This window comes from Chryseomicrobium palamuruense, from assembly GCF_042649045.1.
Taxonomy (GTDB): domain Bacteria; phylum Bacillota; class Bacilli; order Bacillales_A; family Planococcaceae; genus Chryseomicrobium; species Chryseomicrobium palamuruense.
Window position 1 is genome coordinate 1 of record NZ_JBHSEF010000011.1, and the last position, 18,380, is coordinate 18,380.

Here is an 18,380-nt window from a genome sequence, read left to right on the forward strand (position 1 = left end):
CCACTATCAAATATCAGATGTGAAATAGTTCAAAAAGGTCCGGCCAGGGTTTTTGGCCGGATTTTCTTATGTGGGATTTCAGAGCGAGCTTGCTCCACATCTAGGTGAAATCGAGTTGCGCACGCTTGAAATCCATGCCAAATGCCATCGCGGCCATTGAGTCAAAGGACGCCTCATTGGCTCCGCCTGATTTTCTCGGAGTTTCTGGAGCAGGTGGCTCCACATCTAAATGATTGTTCACCTCCTGTTCATTGATAGTCCTTAGTTTAGTGGATATAATAAGGTTAACGAATGAAAAAGGAGAGGTGACACACCTTGTCATTAAGTATCTTTGGCTTTCAAGCCAATTGGAGTCCTTATTTTCTCATTTCACTTCTCGTCATTACGGCATTCTATTTTTATGTGACTGTTAAAAAACGCAATGCGTTTCAAGAATCCGAACCTCTTACTCGAAACGAAATCGGTTATTTTATGTCAGGTATGGTTCTTCTTTATATCATCAAAGGATCACCTGTAGATATTCTCGGTCACATTCTATTTGCTGTTCATATGGGACAGATGGCCTTTTTATTATTACTCGTCCCTATACTATTGATGAAAGGAATACCGTGGTGGGTTTGGGAAGCCATCTTACGAAAGTCGGCTATACGAAAACCACTGCAGTTCTTAACAAAACCACTTTTATCTCTTATCATTTTTAGTATGTTTTTTTCGTTTTATCATATTCCATTGATTCATGACCAAATCAAAATGAATGAATTGGTGCATGCGACTGTCACATCACTTCTTTTCTTGTCGGCATTTTTAATGTGGTGGTCTGTCATAGATGTGACGAGAAATCAAAAGACACTTCATGGATTGAAAAAAATTGGCTTTATCATAGCAAGTGCTGTTCTCATTACACCTGCATGTGCCTTGATTATTTTTGCTTCTGAGCCTATGTATGCGACATACACAGAATCAGATGCATGGTTGAAGTCTATGGAACTTTGTGTACCTGCATCAACTCTAGCAGATATTGATCAAGCCGGTATCACATTGTCTGGACCTGAATTATTTACGGGTATGTCTGCAGTTGAAGATCAACAGCTTGGCGGAATAATTATGAAGATCATTCAAGAAGTGATCTATGCCGTCCTATTGGCATCTGTCTTCTTTACTTGGTACCGGAACGAACAAGCTGGTGCAGATGAAATTACCGAACAAGCTATGCGTGATTTACAAGCTAAAGCCTAAGGAATTGAGGGAAATCACTTATGTCATTACCGTTGTTACCTACTATTAGTACATTCTTCATCGTTTTAAGTGCGATTCTTGTAGCCATAGGATGGGCACTGATCAAGCAACGAAAAATTGAAGCACATAAAAAGACGATGCTCGCTGCAGCGGTTTCCGCATTAACGTTCTTCATCATTTATGTGTCACGTACACTTTTTATAGGAAATACTGCATTTGGTGGACCAGATGATATCAAAATTTACTACACACTGTTTTTAATATTCCATATTATTTTAGCTACTACAGGTGCTGTATTCGGTCTCACGACTCTGTACCTAGGCTTGAAAAATAATTTGGAAAAACACCGCAAGTGGGGACCTATCACATCAGTTGTTTGGTTCTTCGTAGCCATCACTGGAGTTGCCGTTTACTTATTACTGTATGTATTTTATACAGGTGGAGAGACGACGTCCGTCTTCAAAGCTATATTTGGCCACTAATACAGAAAAAACCCTTTTGAGTAAAACTCAAAAGGGTTTTCTTATAATTTAAAATTCATTTTAATAATACCGGCTTCTTTTGCAGTCGTAAATACAATTACCACAAGAGGACCCACTATGAAACCAACGAGTCCAAAGAGTTTGGCTCCTATAAACATGGCAATCAAGACGGCGAGAGGGGAGAGCCCCATCTGTGCACCCATCACTTTCGGTTCCACAGAACGACGAATGATCAACAAAATCACAGCTAAAATGGCAAGCTTTGTTCCAAGTGCGACATTACCCATGGCAAATGCTCCAATCGACCATGGTGCTAGGATGATAATGGAACCGAGAATCGGAATGACATCAATAATCCAAATAACTAGAGACATGACTATGGCATACTCTGGAATGATAATGAAGAGTCCCACCAAGCTTACAAATAATATTATAAAACTCACTAAAATTTGTGCTTTCATAAAACCTACAATGACTCGTCGAATTCCTGAATACATAAAGAGGATTTTATCCGCTGTTTCATTTGAGAAGTAACTGAAAAAGCTCCCGCGTAACGAGGGTAGATCTAACATAAATAAGAAGAGAGCAATCAAAAAGACAATGAAGCTGACGAGTAGAGAAGGAATCTCTGTCAGTAGAGACGTGATATTCTCATAGTTGACAATGTTTAATAAGGAACGCTGTAGTGATGCTATTGTAGAATCCAATTCGGATTGGATTGATTTGACTACTTCTAGTGGCAACCCTTGCGTCATATCAAAGAGTTGGTTTTGTATATTGATCCAAATGCCCCCTAGGTCATTCAAATACGACGGGAACGCTTTCGACCAGTCAATGACTCTTGAAATAAGGGAAGTAATCATAAAGTAGAACAGTAATATAAATAATCCGAAAGTAACGGTGTAATTGATAATTACGGCCGCCTTTCGAGAGAGTTTAAAGCGGTTTTGTGAGAAATGTACAAGTGGCTCAATCATAATCGCTACGATTAGAGCAAAGAGAATAGGTAACGATACGGGCAGTATAACAAAAAATACAACTGCAGCTACAATGAGTAAGAGGATATTGCGGAAAAGTACGCGGTCCATAAATTTTACTTTCACATGATGAACTCCTTTATAGATATGTATGAAAAAAGAGTAGAGTGATCTCTACTCTTTTGTGTTATGCGCGAATTTCAAAAGCAGCTAACTCAGCTTTAATAGCTGCAAGTGTTTGTTCACATGATTTTAATAAATGTTTTGGGAACACTTCATCTTCACCATATTCCACACCGTGTGGATAATAGTGCTTACCAACTGCAGGTTTCATTAGTGTCATCATCGCATCATGAGCACCAACATCTCCATCTGTTGTATACGTGAAAACGCGTAAGTAGTATGTGCCTTCGCGAATTACATATTTCTTGTCATACGTAGCACGTTCATAGTCCCATGCACCAGCACGTACCATTCCATGTTTGTTCATAATGTCGTCTAGTAGATTAAGATCCACTACCATGTTTTCTAGACCAGTATTTTCAAAATACATGGAACACCCTCCTTTAGGTTCTAACCCTATTTCTTCTACTTAATAGTATAGGAAAAAAGTGAATGATGCAATGACAACATTGTGTCAGAACTACAGTCACTGCTATACTTAAGGTAACAGGAGGTGGAGTGAAAGTGAACAATTTAGCCAAATTATTTATTGCAGCTGCAGTTGTCATTTTTGCTTTTATTCTCTTCGATCAGCCTGTCCAAGAAAATGAAATTCTAACCGAAGAAAAACCAACCGGACAAGTGCTTCCGCAGGAAAATTTGTTCGAGTCAACACCAGACTATAATATTTTCTCCCGACCAAAAGAGGGATTATCAACCTTTATTGGACAATCTATCGAGTCGTTCGAAGAAGTATACGGCAAACCAGCTCGAATTGAACCTTCCGTCTATGGATACGAATGGTATATCTATAAATTGTCATCGCGAGCTTATCAAATGGTCGGTGTGGAAAATGGTGTCATCAACCAGATTTATGCTGCTGGAGACGACGTCAAAGTGATGCCTTATCAAATCGGCCAATCCGTGGAAGACATTTACCGCTTTACCATCGTCCTTCCGGAAATCGGACTGCAGCTTGAAGATAATTATTATGTCTTTTCATTATCACCTACAGATACAAAACGAAGAATACTTGTTCAGTATGATGAACTTTTTGCTCAGCTATACATTGATACATTTGATAATGAACTTGAAGGTGTCCGTTTTATTGACCCTAAAACGTTGATTCTACACCGCTCGTATGACATCTATTATGAAGGGGAAATTATTGATGCTGTAATTCCAGCTTCTTCCATTCAAAATGCGGTGAACCGAGCAGCAGAGAGAGAATTGACGGACCTGACGAATCTACATCGTCTGCAACACGACTTAAATCCACTGAACAGTCATGCAGCTCTTCAAACCATTGCCCGTGACTTTAGTGAAGAGCTTGCGAAGAGTGGGACGGGAGATGTAAACAGCTTCGAACTGTCGAAATACGAAGATAAGCTTCAGGAATATGAAATTAAATTTACGAAGGCCGGTGGGAACAGTGCGGCATTATACAAAGATCCGATTGAAGCGATCAATGGCTGGATAAATTCAAAAGAGCATAGAGAGACGATTTTAGAACCGTCTTATACGCACTTAGGAATTGGTGTGTTTTCCCAGTATTACACACAGAATTTTATTGAATTTCAGGAAGAGGAGATCGAATGACCGTTCCCTCGGAGTTTAGTGTATAGGATCGTATTTCAATCGGGATATGGTGAAGGGCAGCATAGTGCGCTGCTCTTTTTTGTATGACGTCACATTCAGCGAGCTGAGCGTGGGTAAGAGAAGAAACAAGAGTTTGACTAGAAGCAGGATAATAAACGCCAGGTACATCTTTAAAAAATATGGCTTGGCATCCAAGGTGCTGAGCATACAATAGGGCGGAAAAATCGCTGCCGCCTCTACCTAACGTCTGAAAATGTCCGGCTTCTGTTAGGTATTGAAAACCAGGGACGATGATAGCATCTACTTGAGTGAGTCGCTTTTCAATGGCAGAAAGATCTACTTGAATATCGCCATCACTACCATATATTCCTGCGTCAAGCCCATACATCAGCTCACAGGCAATGTCGTGTGTTTTTAGAAGTGCTGTAAGTACTGCGCTTGCAATAAATTCACCACATGATTTTACCAGATGGACTTCCTTCGAATCTTCTTCCCACTCTGTCAATTGTAATAGTGTATCCGTGGCATAGGGGTCTCCAGCTCTTCCCATCGCAGAAATAACAGCAACTACTTTTTTTCCTTCTTTCACAGCGTCTATGATTCGGTGACACACCTCCTCCCGAGAGACACTGTTTTGCATCGCCCATCCTCCATATTTATGCACAACCACTGAAAGAGGGTCTTTGGCTTTCCCATTTCATGACCTCCCGACATAAGATAGTTCGAGTACAAACTTACAATATGTGTGGAACCCTATTTTGTGTAAGGAAGTGAGAAGGTGATTAGCTCGTTGGCACTTGATTCGGTGTGGATTGGAAAAGAGAGAAGTTCCTTGTTTTACTATTTAAAAAAGGTGGAGGATCATTCCGAAGAAGAGGCAGATAGTTATTTGATTCATGAAAAAAATTACACATATTTTTCAAAAGGGCGAATACCTCGACTGGAGTTTAAAGAAAATGGGGAAATTCTTTCAATTTATGAGCTTCGTCGATTTATTTCTAACTATACAACTTTTCGATTGGCTACGTTGCGACACGTGAAAACGTGGATTGGCATTACCGGGACAAATGGAAAGACCACCACACTTTACTTTTTGGAGCAACTTGTTAGAGATAATGTACGAATTGGCACGATAGGAACTCTCGGTGTCCGCATCAATGGAGAACTAGTAAAGCAGTGTTTTTCTCCTAATACGACATTGCCGCTATTTGAATTGATTCGAGCTGCTGAGCTATGCGAGAGAGAAAAATGTGAGGTCATTGCTCTAGAAGCCTCTTCCATCGGATACGTAGAAGGGCGTCTCCTGGGTATTCCCTTCAATTGTATGATTGCCCATGAAGTAAGTCAGGACCATCTTGATTATCATTTGGACTTCGAGACTTACTTAAAAATTAAACAGGAAATCGTTCAGTTGGCAAATATCGCCATCGTCAGTCAACGAGCGTTTAGTCAAGGCTTACGCACGAAAGAGAATATAGTTGTTCCTACACAAGCAGATGTCATTGAGTTGAATAAGCAATGTGCTATTGAAGCATGTAAGAGAATGGGACTCAGTTATCTGAATGCCGAATTAGAATTGCCACCTGGACGCTATGAGAAAAAAACATTTGGTTCATTTCAAGTTGTGATTGATTATGCGCATACCCCGGATGCGCTTGAAAGGTTGGTCAAGGCATTTCCTAAAGAGAAACTACACCTCGTAGTGGGTTGCGGAGGAGACCGAGATAGAGGGAAAAGAAGAGAAATGGCTCGTATAGCTTTTCACCATGCACAGAATTGTGTCTTTACGATGGATAATCCAAGATATGAACCTTGTTTGCAGCCTCTCCTTGATTTGCAAGCAGCGGCACCTCAAGCACTCATCATTCCGGACCGAAGGCTTGCCATCTGGTATGTATTAGAAACGGCAAAAGAAGGGGACACCATTATAATTGCTGGAAAGGGAAATGAAAAGACGATGCTTTTGCATCATCTTTCCGTTCCGTATTCCGATCACGCTGTTATTGAGGAGTGGGCAAATCAATCACAAAGAATGACCCTGTAGCGTAGGCGATTTTTTGACCACTCTCTGAGTACGCAGATGCTTCTAGTACAAGTGTTTGCCGTCCTTTATGTATATATGATGCTGTAGCGTAAATCATCGGGTCATTCGTAGCTTTTGTATAATGAACCGTCAGATTTGTAGTGACCGCACCTTTTCCTATTGAGCGTAAATCTTTATTCACAAGGAAGCCCATTGCATTGTCAATCAGTGTAGCAATCACGCCTCCGTGTGGCATGTGAAAGGAGTTGGTACAAAGAGGAGTGACGGGCATTTTGACAGTACACTGATCCTCTGGAAAGGTGATATCAAATTGAAATGCTGCGTTAATGAATGTAGAATAATCTCCACTACGTTTTTTCTCTAAACTTTTAATGAAGTCCGTAACAAGTTGATGTTCGACAGGCGAAGCATCCCTTAAAAAATTTTCAAGTTCATTCGTTTGATGCATGGGAGTTTTCCCCTTTCGGTTAATTTGGTATGATGTGAGAGGGAGGGATCATCATGCAGATGACATCTGATTGGGTACAAATTCTAGAGGAAGTGGATGAATTAAACCATTTCGTCATGAATTCCGAAGTTGTCCAAATTTATTATCAAGCATACCATGATGTCTATTCCAACACTGCGGTCGCTCAGGTGGTAAAAGAGTTTACAAAGCTGAAAGAACAGTATGAAGAAGTTCAACGCTTTGGTAAATATCATCCGGATTATAGCACAATCAATAAACAAATTCGTCTGAAAAAGCGAGAAATGGATTTATTGCCGCAAGTAGCCGAATTAAAGGCCGCTGAAAATGATGTGCAAGATCTATTGGATGAACTCAGTTTACTAATTGCGCACGCTGTTTCAAAAGACATAAAAGTTCCGGTTAGCAATCCATTTTTTCAATCTGCCACAGGTTCATGTGGGACAGGCTGTGGAACGGGTTCAGGCTGTGCTTGTTCAGCATAAAAAAGCTCCTTTGGGAGCTTTTTTTAATGGGAATAGGAAGCGACAACTTTCGCTGCTAAGTCTGGACGATCAGAAACAATACCGTTAGCGCCGTTTTTTAACAGCCGCTCCATCTCATGCTTTTCATCAATCGTCCAGTAATGGACTTGGATATTTAAGTCATGTAAAAACTTTATAAATCCTGGGGAATCCAGTCGTACAGATTTATGCTGCACTGGTAATTGAAAAACATCCGCTTTTGGGTGGTATAAATGTTTAAACTGACTCATGTAGGCTGCATAAGCTTTTCGTACCTCTTTTTCTCCAGCTCCTAGAGCGACACGATTTTGTGCGTACAAATTAAACCGGTCGATTTGCTCATCAAAGAAGCTCGTAACGACGACACGGTCAAGTGCATCCGCGTCTTCTAAGATTCTCCATAGTTTGGATGGAAGAAGGGATCCTTCATAGGATGAGGGTGAATCTTTCATATCCATATTGATGAAAAGAAATGGGAACCGTTCTAACATCTCTTCGAGAGTCATAATGCGCGCTTTTGCTAGTTCCTCTTTCGTTAACTCATCCCGACCTTCAAAGTGCTCACTGAAATCGATTGATTGAATTTCTGAAAGAGTGAGTTCGTTTACAGATCCCTGATGACCACTTGTTCGGTCTACTGTGTCATCATGAAATACAATTATTTGTTCGTCCCGCGTCATGCGTAAATCAATTTCAAATCCATGTACACCTAATTCTGCAGCCTTTTCGAATGCTAGTAATGTAGATTCTGGTGCAATTTTAGAACCTCCTCGATGAGCCAAGACAATTGGGTTTTCAAAAGAGAGGGCGGGTTTAGTTTCACGCTTTTGAGGTTTTGAGAGCATCTTTGTTCCTGCCCATGCAGAGCCCGCTGCTGCAGCTGCTAGTAATACAATTGTTCGTTTTTTAGCCATTTCAATGCCTCCTCTAGAATCAGTTTTCAACCTATGGTAGACTTGTTTTACATTCAATACTGAACGACACCCGTTAGAAAGGATGGTACAGCTATGATCGCAAGACAAGGGCTGATCGTGTTTGTCAATCATTTAAAACATGCAAAGACACTTCGCAAGTATGGACATGTCTACTTTATTTCCAAAAAGTTAAAATATGCGGTACTTTACGTCAACCAAGAAGATGTAGAGGCTGTCACAGTGAAACTTCTGAAATTACCTTTTGTGAAAAAATTAATACCGTCTGAGCGTCCCTTTATTAAAACAGAATACGAAAATTCAAAACCGGATAAAGCGAAAGAATACGACTATAAAATTGGTCTATGACAAAGGCGGAAGCAAATGGTTCAATCGTAAGATAGCAATTAACGCTTGGTAGTGATGGACTGTTGATCCATATTCACTTGAGTGTTTCACTTTTAATTGAACAGGCGTGATGTGCAACTCTTCCATGGCTTCTAGAAAAGCTTGCTCGCGACCAGAAATGGGGGCTTTTTCTTCGATGCCTTCACGACAGATATAGATAGGAATAAACGGAACGCTGCCAGCTGGCTTGAATGCTACGGCGAACGATTTGCGTATACTTCCTTGATATGGAGCTTGAAAAACATAAGCATGATGTAAACGATGGTGATTCGTTTTGGCAAGTTCGATTAATTCAAACAGATCACCATAACCTTCACCAAGTTCAATAAATCGTTGTATCATAAAAAACGTCCTTTCAACTTCTAACCTACTTATGTTAATTTACTAAATATCAATCCATTTGGAAAGGGGGATCTTCTTTGAGAATTGTAGCAGGCACTCGAAAAAGCATCCCATTAAAAGCCATCCCTGGAGATGGGACCCGACCGACTACAGATAAAGTAAAAGAATCACTTTTTAACATTATCGGCCCTTATTTTGATGGAGAGCGCGTTCTCGACCTATTTGCTGGGTCAGGGGGTCTAGGCCTTGAAGCGCTTAGCCGCGGAGCAAAAGAAGCCGTTTTTGTCGAAAAAAATGGCAAGGCGATTCAAGTATTGAAAGAAAATGTGGAAAAAGCAAAATTTATTGAAGAAGCGGTTATACTAAAAGAAGATGCAAAAAAAGCAGTGGAGAGATTAGCTGAAGAGAACCGGGTTTTTGACCTTGTTTTTTTGGATCCGCCGTATGCACAAACTAAACTATACTCTCTAGCTGAAAGACTACTTGAACTTCAACTGATAGCGACAGATGCTTTCATCATTTGTGAACATGAAAAACATCTCGCAATCAGCGACTTATTACCATCCTTCACGCACGTACGCACAGAGATTTATGGATCATTGGCTATCTCTCTATTTGAGTGCAAGGAAACTAAAGGAGATACGACCTCATGAAAATTGCAGTTGTCCCTGGCTCATTTGATCCCATCACTAATGGCCATTTAGATATCATTACGCGTGCGTCTATGATTTTCGATAAAATTAAAGTTGTTGTCTTAAACAATTCTTCTAAGAATCCACTTTTCACCGTAGAAGAGAGAATGGATTTAATAGCTACATCAACGCAACACTTAGGGAATGTAGAAGTAGATACGTTCTCAGGATTATTGGTGGATTATACCAAACAAGAAAAAGCACAAGCCATTATTCGTGGACTTCGTGCCGTCTCTGATTTTGAATATGAAATGCAAATTACTTCGATGAACCGAAAATTAAACGATCAAGTCGAAACATTGTTCATCATGACGAAAAATGAGTATTCTTTTTTAAGTTCGAGTATTGTAAAAGAAGTAGCAAAATATCAAGCAGAGCTCAGTGAATTTGTACCTGCACCTGTGGAAGCGGCTTTAAAAAAGAAATATACCAAAGAGTGAAGCTCGTGCTTCATTCTTTTTTTATATGAACAAGTAAATAAAGAGCCACAGGACCAAAATAGTGAGGAGTCGGCTAAACCAATAGGGGATAAATGAAATAGCTTCCCCGCGGAGAAGCAGGATGTTTTGTAAATGAACACTCATGCCAGAAAATCCTAAGAAAAATGCACAAAGATATACGTCTTCAACAGAAGTATTTAATAGGCCGATGCCTGAGGAGAGTTCTAACAAACCGTAACTCAAGACCCGCCCAGTGCCAGAAAATGAAAACATTTCAGCTATGACTTCGGCGCATGCTGAGCTGACAATGACAGATACGGCTATGGTTGTCAAAGTTTCAGCTAGAGAAAGAAAAAATGAAGAAGTTGGTCGTTTAGCCTTTTGAACCACTCCGGCTATTGTCGATTGTTTCTTTACCCAATAGAAAAAGAGTGTCCCGTTGATTACATGTAGCAAAAGAAAAAACGTGATTCCTAAGCGAATGTCATAGAAAATTCCTGCGCCAATAAACCCGATTAGAAACATAGGGCTTGGAAACTGAAGGGCACTGAAAAGAAGACCTGGACGCTGAATCGTTTGTCTTTGCATCGTTTGTTTTAGTAATGCTGCACCAGTGGGATACCCACCAATCGACGACAGAATATAAAGCCACAGAGGACGTATCGGCTTGTCTTTTTTAGAATGGAGAAACATAAATAATTTGGATAGTGTAAGGAAAGGTAATAAATATGGAATCAGGACCGTAAGAAATAGAGTAAGTCCGCGAGTTGCCCCTTCGTAAGAAGCGGTAGGGAAGAGCAGACCAAGGCCCATTAAGAGGAGACAACTTACTTGTATGATGAGGTGGACGATGAACAGCTCCTTAGTTGGTATCACGCATCGGTCATGCTAAACTAATGAAAGATAAAAGGGGGCTTTTGGTATGACAGCATTCAAAAATTGGGGAATATGGATTGCTTTCATTGTACTATTACTATTTTTATTTTATCCACTGGATTATTATATTTCTAAACCGGGCGGTGCATACGAAATATCTCCCATCGTCGAGGTGGAAAATCAAGATACAGATGACGAAGGTGAATTGCGATTACTCACAATTGCGCTTTCGAAAGCAACCCCTGCAACATATCTCTATCAACTGTGGCGGGATCCAGATCATTTAATGGAAGCAAATCAAATACGTAGGGAAAACGAAGATGACGAAGCCTATGAAGTGCGCCAATTAAAGTTGATGTCTAATTCCCAAATTAATGCCATTCAAGTTGCCTATGAACAAACAGGAAATGAGTACACTATAACAAATAACGGGTTATTTATTTATTCTGTTGTGAAAGGGAGTCCGGCAGATGGGAAATTGCAGCCTGGAGACCGAATCATTAATTTAGAAGGTGCACAGGAAATTTCAGAAGCTGTATTACAAGAATTATTAGCAACTAAAAAAGTGGGAGATAGGATTGAACTTACCGTACAGAGAGACGGACAAACTCGCCAAGTGGAAATAACCCTTGGCAGCATTCCAGAAATCCCAGGACGTCCGGCAGTTGGGATATCCTATCAACAAGATCGACAGATTGCAACGGAGCGCAATGTGGTATTTCATTCCGAAGAAATCGGTGGACCCTCTGCAGGATTAATGTTTACATTAGAGATTATGAATCAGTTGTTAGATGAGGATTTGACAAAGGGCTACCGAATTGCTGGAACTGGAGAAATCTTACAAGATGGTACAGTGGGACGAATTGGTGGGGTGGATTTGAAAGTGGTTGCTGCTGCAGATGAACAAGTGGATTTCATGTTTGCACCAGATGATGAATTATCAGAAGATGTATTGGCTAAAAATCCAGATTTAGAGACCAATTATCAAATGGCCGTCCGCACGGCGACAGAAGAGAACTTAGATATTGAAATTGTTCCTGTCAAAACGATTCAAGATGCACTCGAGTACTTAGAAAAGCTGCCTCCTAAATCATAAGAGGCAGCTTTTTATATTCGTGACCAACGAGTTGATGGAGCTTTTCGCTTTCAAATCCTAAATAGTACACATTGCTTGCCCGAATATCTTGTGCAATAAAGGAGCTCTTTGAGCTCGCTAGCCGAGAGACGAGAGGGAGCTCGAGATCCTTTTTGACAGAATTTAAATAGAGCTGTCCTTTATTGCTCATACCGATGAGGCGAATCGCGTCAGGCAATTTATCCGTCCGTTCGGTTTCGAGAAATCCCGTATAGATATGAGTAAGCATGCGCTGCAAACGTGTCCAAGTGTAGCGTTTCGACTTTAACTTTCGCATGAATTCATCGTAGCTAGATGAGGAAGCCGCATGTTTTAATAGAGCATGTTCAATACCTTCGGTGACTTCCGCTATCGCTGCAAGCTGTTGACTGGTCTTAGAGAGAATGGCGAACCGTAGAGTTGGCCAGAACTGACTCCAACTTGCGAACTGCCTGTAGGATGTAAACCAAGAATCTAATTCGTTAAGCGTTGTCTCAGGCATAAAGGATGCCGCAGTATGTAATTCTTGCGTTTCAAACAGCGCTTTTCGGATACCAGTAGCACTCGCAATGGATTGAGTTGGTGTAATCTCATCGTGGTATCCAGCTCCAATCCGCTGAATCGTTTGCGGTGTAATGGGTAAACTGTATGTATAGCAAGCTTCTGTATAATGATAGCCCAGTATGTTGTTAGGCTTTGAAAGATCAACCACATCTTGTCCAGGGACTAGCGTTTGAAGTGTAACAAAAGCATGTTGTAGAGCTTGAGGATAACTACTACCCGAATGAACAGCTTCCCGTATCGCTTGTTGGTAGACATGTTCATTCGAGCGGATGAGCTGAACGGTCTGATGAAAAGCTCCGATATCACCATGTTCGCTTCCAAATACAAAGGAATCTGCCTTGAGTGCATTTAATAAAAATATTGAGGCGGAAGCGAATTCTTTTGCAGAAGCTGTTGCATATCGGTAAGGTAGTTCCACCACAAGGTCGACACCTGCTTGAAGTGACATTTTAGCGCGCGTCCATTTATCTACGAGTGCTGGTTCCCCACGCTGTAGGAAATTGCCTGACATGACAGCAATTACTACATCTGCACCCGTTGCATTACGTGCCTGTTGAGCATGATAGAAATGTCCATTATGAAACGGATTATGTTCGACAACTAGTCCTGTTGCTTTCAATTTGCATCGCTCCTTCGTATACTAGTACTTAGTATACGGTGCAAGAAACAAGGTGACAAGAAATTATCTTGACATCTATTTCTGCACGTTATATAATCAACTTTGTTGTCTTGAGGTGATAAATGTATGAAGTGGACAATTCATCAATTGGCGAAATACCGCCGTAGTCAGATGGAGATTGACGAAAAGGTTCAATTACCTGAACTTATGAAACGAAATCCGGAAATTCGGCACGTATCACCCGTACATGTAAAGGCCCGTTGTACAGTCGGTGCAACGAGTTTAACTTGCCGCTTTGAGTTAACTGGCGAATTGATTCTCCCGTGCTCACGCACATGGGAAGATGTTCCTTTTCCATTTCAGATTGAGTCGACAGAAGTGTTTGACTGGTCGGAACACGCAGAAGAAAGTGATCATACACATGTTGTTACAACAGATGTGATTAACGTTGATCCTGTGTTGGAAGAGTTGATCCTGTTAACGATTCCTCTCCAAGTTTTTAAAGAAGATGCAAATACACCCGAAGGCGGAAGCTTTTGGAGTTACGCAACGGAAGAAGAACTGGCGGAAAAAGAAGCAAGCGAAAAAAAGACGGATCCAAGACTTGCTGACTTAGCTAAGTATTTTGATCAAACAGACGATTAGATCTGTAAGGAGGTGCCATCAATGGCTGTACCATTTAGAAGAACTTCTAAAACTGCGAAAAGAAAGCGTCGTACGCATTTCAAACTATCTGTACCTGGTATGGTTGCATGTCCAAACTGTGGTGAAGCAAAATTGGCTCACCGCGTATGTAAATCATGCGGTCACTACAAAGGGAAAGAAGTTGTAAGCAAATAATTCAGTATTTGCGCAGCAGATAAATACTGATAACTTCTAGAGTTATCCGTATAATAAAGACTATCAGAGAGACCATGGCTCTTTGATAGTCTTTTTTTTATTGGAGGAAAACAGATGAGCTTTCGAATCGATCAGTTAAATGGGATTTTACAGTTTCAAATTACACGTCCTCATATACATAATGCAGTGAACCATGAAGTCATAGAAGGTCTAACTCTTTTTATTGAGCGCATGAAACAGCCAGACGTTCACTTTGGCGTCATTACAGGAGAAGGAGACAAAGCCTTTTGTAGTGGTGGGGACTTGAGCGTGTTCCATTCTCTTGTGACAGAAGCGGAAGCATGGGAAGTTCATAATCGTATGGCGATGCTCCTGTATGAGCTTGCTGTGCAACCTGTGCCTGTTATTGCCCTCATTAATGGAACGGCAATTGGTGGTGGTGCAGAAATTGCCTCTGCGTGTGACTACCGTTTAATCAAAAAAACGGCTAAAGCGGGATTTGTACAAGGTAGGCTTGCGATTACCTCCGGTTGGGGTGGGACGACTCTCTTGCATGAAAAAGGAATGCGTTATGACCATCTTCTGCAATTGACAACGGAAGCGGAACCTCTTCCAGCCGACAGATTAGTAGACATTGGTTGGGCGACAGAGGTATATGATGGGGATAAGTGGGCAGCGCTCTCGAAATTTGTTCACAAGATGAAAGCACACCACCCTACAGTGGCAAAAGCTTATAAAGAACTGTTGACAACAAAGTTACGTGAGGCGAAGGTGAAAGAACGTATCTTGAACGAAGCACGTCAATGTGCAGTTCTATGGGAAAAAGAACCTCACCACGCAGCAGTAGCACAATTTTTAAATCGCAAAAAATAAAAATTGTCTCTAATTTCTGAGAATTTGATAATTCATAGTTGAAATCGCTTTCATTTATCGTATAGACTTAGAACGTGTGGGAAGGGGAGAAATAAGGTGAAACGTATATTAATTGCCAATCGAGGCGAAATTGCAAGTCGAATTATTCGAACATGTACGCGACTTGGCATTGAGACCATCGCTGTCTACTCCGAAGCGGATCAAGATATGCCATTTGTAAAAGAAGCGACCGTTTCTCGTTTAATTGGTCCTGCACCCGTGAACCAATCCTATTTAAATAAAGACGTCATCATTCAAGTGGCCAAGGAAGAAGGGGCAGAAGCCATTCATCCGGGGTACGGGTTTCTATCTGAAAATGCAGAGTTTGTGAGAGAAATTGAACAAGCAGGCATTCGATTCATTGGACCTTCTGCAGATACGATTGACAAAATGGGTGATAAGATTGCTTCACGAGAGACGATGAAACAGGCAGGGGTACCTGTTGTTCCGGGAACAGAAGATGGATTACAAACGGTTGAGGAAGCTATTCAGTTTGCAAGCAGCATAGGGTATCCTATCATGCTAAAAGCTTCTGGTGGCGGTGGCGGTATTGGTATGGTGAAATGCGATACCGAAGAGGTACTCGCAAAACAGTTTATGGGAATCAAAACGCGAGCTAAAAATTATTTTGGAAATGATGCAGTTTTCGTGGAGAAATATGTTGAACCAGCACGTCACATTGAAGTTCAAATCTTTGGCGATGTAAATGGCTCGGTGTTTCACTTGTTCGAGCGTAATTGTTCAGTTCAACGCCGAAATCAAAAAGTCATTGAAGAAGCACCATCTCCTCATTTATCTGACGATACAAAAAAGCGTCTATATGATGCTGCTGTCAAAGCAGCAAATGCAGTGAATTATCAAAATGCAGGAACTGTCGAATTTATTATGGATGCAGATGAAAACTTCTATTTCTTAGAAATGAATACACGTCTTCAGGTAGAGCATCCCATCACGGAAGCTATTACAGGCGTTGATTTGGTTGAATGGCAGTTATTGACCGTAATGGGGAAACCACTACCAGTGAAGTCCCAAGAAGAAATCACAATGCGGGGTCATGCGATTGAATTCCGGCTGTATGCAGAAGATTCGCTCCGTTTTATGCCTTCCCCAGGTAAGTTAGTGGAAATGACACTTCCTGAAGGCGATGGAAAGCGAATTGACGCTGGCTATCAAGCTGGAAACACAGTCACGCCTTATTACGATCCGATGATTGCGAAAATGATTGTCTATGGAGAGAGTCGCGAGAAAGCTATCCTTAAAGCGGAAGAACTGCTTGCAGCTTCTCATGTAGAAGGAGTGAAATCGAATCTCGACTTTTTCCGAGATTTCATCTCCTATTCCGCCTTCAAAGAAGGCAGTTACGCAACGAATGTAATTGAGCACTACCGACAACATCAATTGGAGGAATCAAAATGAAAACACTGGTCTCAACAATGGCAGGAACCGTATTTACATTAAACAAAGCAGTAGGTGAAGAAGTCACAACAGGGGATGTTGTACTAATACTAGAATCTATGAAAATGGAAATTCCAGTTGAATCTGACCAAGCTGGGAAAATTGCAGAAATTCATGTGGCAGAAGGGGATTTTGTAAACGAAGGAGATACACTCGTCACTTTCGAATAATACATCTAGGGGGAGAAGTGCATGGTGACAAAGTCATATAACGAACGTCTCGAGGAGAAAGTGCAAACGATCTTTAACGGTGGACATTCGAAATATCATGAAAAGATGAAAGAACAGGGGAAATTATTTGTTCGAGACCGCCTAGCTCTTCTTTTTGATAACGGAGAGTATAAGGAAGATGCGAAATTTGCCAATAATGAAGCAGGCGATTTACCAGCAGATGGTGTGGTCACGGCGATGGGGAAAGTCGGCGGCCAGATGGTCTGTGTCATGGCGAATGACTCAACTGTAAAAGCGGGGTCTTGGGGATCGCGTACAGTGGAAAAAATCATTCGTATTCAAGAAGTAGCTGAAAAAAATCGTTTGCCTCTTCTCTATCTCGTCGATTCTGCGGGAGCACGAATTACCGACCAACTGGATATGTTTCCGAACCGCCGTGGTGCAGGACGAATCTTCCATAATCAAGTGCGTCTGTCTGGGTTTATTCCGCAGATTTGTTTACTATTTGGACCTTCTGCAGCTGGTGGCGCGTATATCCCGGCCTTCTGTGATATCGTCATCATGGTGGATGGCAATGCGTCCATGTATCTTGGATCGCCCCGTATGGCGGAAAAGGTCATTGGAGAGAAGGTGACGCTTGAAGAAATGGGTGGAGCCCGTATGCACTGCTCGATCAGCGGATGCGGCGATGTGCTGGCAGAAAATGAGGAACAAGCCATTGAGCTGGCTAAATCCTACCTCTCCTTCTTCCCAGCAAACTTTTTGGAACAGCCACCTGTAAGAGGAGCGGTTCAACCAAAAGAAGGACGTTCACTCGAAGAGATTATTCCAGAAAATCAAAATGCACCATTTGATATGTATGAAGCAATCGACCAATTGATTGATGAAGGAAGCTTCTTTGAAATCAAAAAATTATTTGCTTCTGAACTAATCACTGGGCTAGCACGTATCGATGGTAAGCCTGTGGGGATTATCGCCAACCAGCCTAAAGTTAAAGGTGGCGTATTGTTTATTGATTCAGCGGATAAAGGGGCCAAATTTATCTCTTTATGCGATGCCTTCCATATTCCGTTGCTATTCTTAGCGGATGTCCCTGGATTTATGATTGGGACAAAAGTAGAACGTGGTGGAATCATTCGTCATGGAGCGAAACTGATTGCAGCCATGAGTTCAGCTACAGTGCCAAAGATTTCAGTAGTGGTCCGAAAAGCATATGGCGCTGGATTATATGCGATGGCAGGCCCAGCGTTTGAACCGGATGTATGTATTGCGTTGCCAACAGCCCAAATCGCTGTTATGGGTCCAGAAGCAGCTGTAAATGCTGTGTACTCAAAAAAGATTGAATCCATTGAAGATCCAAAGGAAAGACTTGCCTATGTGCAAGAAAAACATGCAGAATATAAAAAGGAAATCGATATTTATAAATTGGCTTCTGAGATGATTGTCGATGAAATCATTGCACCTTCTCAGTTGCGTCAAGAACTAGTGGAGCGTTTGGAGCTTTATGCTACTAAGCATATCCCAGCACCACCGCGTAAACATCCGGTATATCCAGTTTAAGTAGTCTA

At 41.3% G+C, this 18,380-nt stretch carries 23 protein-coding genes; 15 read left to right on the forward strand and 8 right to left on the reverse strand.

Annotated elements, in window-relative coordinates:
* The first annotated feature begins 315 nt into the window (after positions 1–315).
* Entirely contained in the window at positions 316–1,236 is a 921-nt protein-coding gene (gene ctaG / locus ACFO0S_RS04520) for a cytochrome c oxidase assembly factor CtaG (RefSeq protein WP_378140623.1), read from the forward strand.
* 20 nt (positions 1,237–1,256) lie between these two features.
* Positions 1,257–1,718, forward strand: coding sequence for a DUF420 domain-containing protein (locus tag ACFO0S_RS04525; protein ID WP_378140624.1), 462 nt, complete (start codon positions 1,257–1,259; stop codon positions 1,716–1,718).
* 41 nt (positions 1,719–1,759) lie between these two features.
* Here the strand turns inward: ACFO0S_RS04525 and ytvI are convergent, their stop codons facing one another.
* Both ytvI and ACFO0S_RS04535 read right to left on the reverse strand, forming a co-directional pair.
* Positions 1,760–2,821, reverse strand: coding sequence for a sporulation integral membrane protein YtvI (ytvI, locus tag ACFO0S_RS04530; RefSeq protein WP_378140625.1), 1,062 nt, complete (start codon positions 2,819–2,821; stop codon positions 1,760–1,762).
* Between the two features lie 61 nt (positions 2,822–2,882).
* Positions 2,883–3,248, reverse strand: coding sequence for a YugN family protein (locus ACFO0S_RS04535; protein ID WP_378140626.1), 366 nt, complete (start codon positions 3,246–3,248; stop codon positions 2,883–2,885).
* A gap of 134 nt (positions 3,249–3,382) precedes the next feature.
* Here ACFO0S_RS04535 and ACFO0S_RS04540 point away from each other — a divergent pair, with 134 nt between their 5' ends.
* A complete protein-coding gene (locus tag ACFO0S_RS04540) occupies positions 3,383–4,456 on the forward strand; it encodes a CAP domain-containing protein (protein WP_378140627.1) in 1,074 nt (357 codons plus the stop codon).
* On the opposite strand, the gene ACFO0S_RS04545 is transcribed toward ACFO0S_RS04540, so the two are convergent.
* A complete protein-coding gene (locus ACFO0S_RS04545; protein WP_378140628.1) occupies positions 4,425–5,126 on the reverse strand; it encodes an amino acid kinase family protein in 702 nt (233 codons plus the stop codon). The genes ACFO0S_RS04540 and ACFO0S_RS04545 overlap by 32 nt on opposite strands.
* A gap of 108 nt (positions 5,127–5,234) precedes the next feature.
* Here ACFO0S_RS04545 and ACFO0S_RS04550 point away from each other — a divergent pair, with 108 nt between their 5' ends.
* The gene (locus ACFO0S_RS04550; protein WP_378140629.1) at positions 5,235–6,500 is read left to right on the forward strand and encodes a Mur ligase family protein; all 1,266 of its coding nucleotides are present in this window, start codon (positions 5,235–5,237) and stop codon (positions 6,498–6,500) included.
* On the opposite strand, the gene ACFO0S_RS04555 is transcribed toward ACFO0S_RS04550, so the two are convergent.
* Positions 6,457–6,948: a PaaI family thioesterase gene (locus tag ACFO0S_RS04555; protein WP_378140630.1), complete on the reverse strand. Its 492-nt coding sequence runs from the start codon at positions 6,946–6,948 to the stop codon at positions 6,457–6,459. The genes ACFO0S_RS04550 and ACFO0S_RS04555 overlap by 44 nt on opposite strands.
* Before the next feature lie 53 nt (positions 6,949–7,001).
* Here ACFO0S_RS04555 and ACFO0S_RS04560 point away from each other — a divergent pair, with 53 nt between their 5' ends.
* Entirely contained in the window at positions 7,002–7,451 is a 450-nt protein-coding gene (locus tag ACFO0S_RS04560) for a YlbF/YmcA family competence regulator (protein WP_378140631.1), read from the forward strand.
* 23 nt (positions 7,452–7,474) lie between these two features.
* Here ACFO0S_RS04560 and ACFO0S_RS04565 read toward each other — a convergent pair whose 3' ends face one another.
* Entirely contained in the window at positions 7,475–8,383 is a 909-nt protein-coding gene (locus ACFO0S_RS04565) for a glycerophosphodiester phosphodiesterase (protein WP_378140632.1), read from the reverse strand.
* A gap of 93 nt (positions 8,384–8,476) precedes the next feature.
* Here ACFO0S_RS04565 and ACFO0S_RS04570 point away from each other — a divergent pair, with 93 nt between their 5' ends.
* The gene (locus ACFO0S_RS04570) at positions 8,477–8,749 is read left to right on the forward strand and encodes a YlbG family protein (protein WP_378140633.1); all 273 of its coding nucleotides are present in this window, start codon (positions 8,477–8,479) and stop codon (positions 8,747–8,749) included.
* Here the strand turns inward: ACFO0S_RS04570 and ACFO0S_RS04575 are convergent.
* Positions 8,744–9,130 carry a DUF7147 family protein gene (locus ACFO0S_RS04575; protein WP_378140634.1) on the reverse strand — a complete coding sequence of 129 codons (387 nt, stop codon included), beginning with the start codon at positions 9,128–9,130 and terminating at the stop codon, positions 8,744–8,746. The genes ACFO0S_RS04570 and ACFO0S_RS04575 overlap by 6 nt on opposite strands.
* 56 nt (positions 9,131–9,186) lie before the next feature.
* On the opposite strand from ACFO0S_RS04575, the gene rsmD reads away from it, so the two are divergent.
* Both rsmD and coaD read left to right on the forward strand, forming a co-directional pair.
* Positions 9,187–9,783, forward strand: coding sequence for a 16S rRNA (guanine(966)-N(2))-methyltransferase RsmD (gene rsmD / locus ACFO0S_RS04580; protein WP_378140955.1), 597 nt, complete (start codon positions 9,187–9,189; stop codon positions 9,781–9,783).
* A complete protein-coding gene (coaD, locus tag ACFO0S_RS04585; RefSeq protein ID WP_378140635.1) occupies positions 9,780–10,262 on the forward strand; it encodes a pantetheine-phosphate adenylyltransferase in 483 nt (160 codons plus the stop codon). The genes rsmD and coaD overlap by 4 nt, the downstream gene beginning before the upstream one ends.
* A 21-nt stretch (positions 10,263–10,283) precedes the next feature.
* On the opposite strand, the gene ACFO0S_RS04590 is transcribed toward coaD, so the two are convergent.
* The gene (locus ACFO0S_RS04590; protein WP_378140636.1) at positions 10,284–11,138 is read right to left on the reverse strand and encodes a hypothetical protein; all 855 of its coding nucleotides are present in this window, start codon (positions 11,136–11,138) and stop codon (positions 10,284–10,286) included.
* 46 nt (positions 11,139–11,184) lie between these two features.
* Between ACFO0S_RS04590 and ACFO0S_RS04595 the strand changes: the two genes are divergently transcribed.
* A complete protein-coding gene (locus tag ACFO0S_RS04595) occupies positions 11,185–12,234 on the forward strand; it encodes a SepM family pheromone-processing serine protease (protein WP_378140637.1) in 1,050 nt (349 codons plus the stop codon).
* Here ACFO0S_RS04595 and ACFO0S_RS04600 read toward each other — a convergent pair.
* A complete protein-coding gene (locus tag ACFO0S_RS04600) occupies positions 12,224–13,435 on the reverse strand; it encodes a nucleotidyltransferase (RefSeq protein WP_378140638.1) in 1,212 nt (403 codons plus the stop codon). The two genes, ACFO0S_RS04595 and ACFO0S_RS04600, sit on opposite strands and share 11 nt — an antisense overlap.
* A 126-nt stretch (positions 13,436–13,561) precedes the next feature.
* Between ACFO0S_RS04600 and ACFO0S_RS04605 the strand changes: the two genes are divergently transcribed.
* The 6 genes from ACFO0S_RS04605 to ACFO0S_RS04630 all read left to right on the forward strand — a co-directional run bounded on the left by ACFO0S_RS04605 (position 13,562) and on the right by ACFO0S_RS04630 (position 18,372).
* The gene (locus ACFO0S_RS04605) at positions 13,562–14,080 is read left to right on the forward strand and encodes a YceD family protein (RefSeq protein WP_378140639.1); all 519 of its coding nucleotides are present in this window, start codon (positions 13,562–13,564) and stop codon (positions 14,078–14,080) included.
* A 21-nt stretch (positions 14,081–14,101) separates the two neighbouring features.
* On the forward strand, positions 14,102–14,275 hold the full coding sequence (rpmF, locus tag ACFO0S_RS04610) for a 50S ribosomal protein L32 (protein WP_094941571.1): 174 nt from the start codon (positions 14,102–14,104) through the stop codon (positions 14,273–14,275).
* A gap of 114 nt (positions 14,276–14,389) precedes the next feature.
* Positions 14,390–15,148, forward strand: coding sequence for an enoyl-CoA hydratase/isomerase family protein (locus tag ACFO0S_RS04615; protein ID WP_378140640.1), 759 nt, complete (start codon positions 14,390–14,392; stop codon positions 15,146–15,148).
* Between the two features lie 96 nt (positions 15,149–15,244).
* The gene (locus ACFO0S_RS04620) at positions 15,245–16,603 is read left to right on the forward strand and encodes an acetyl-CoA carboxylase biotin carboxylase subunit (RefSeq protein WP_378140641.1); all 1,359 of its coding nucleotides are present in this window, start codon (positions 15,245–15,247) and stop codon (positions 16,601–16,603) included.
* The gene (locus ACFO0S_RS04625) at positions 16,600–16,812 is read left to right on the forward strand and encodes an acyl-CoA carboxylase biotin carboxyl carrier protein subunit (RefSeq protein ID WP_378140642.1); all 213 of its coding nucleotides are present in this window, start codon (positions 16,600–16,602) and stop codon (positions 16,810–16,812) included. The genes ACFO0S_RS04620 and ACFO0S_RS04625 overlap by 4 nt, the downstream gene beginning before the upstream one ends.
* Before the next feature lie 21 nt (positions 16,813–16,833).
* Positions 16,834–18,372, forward strand: a complete 1,539-nt coding sequence (locus ACFO0S_RS04630) for an acyl-CoA carboxylase subunit beta (RefSeq protein ID WP_378140643.1) — start codon at positions 16,834–16,836, stop codon at positions 18,370–18,372.
* The last annotated feature ends 8 nt before the right edge of the window (positions 18,373–18,380 follow it).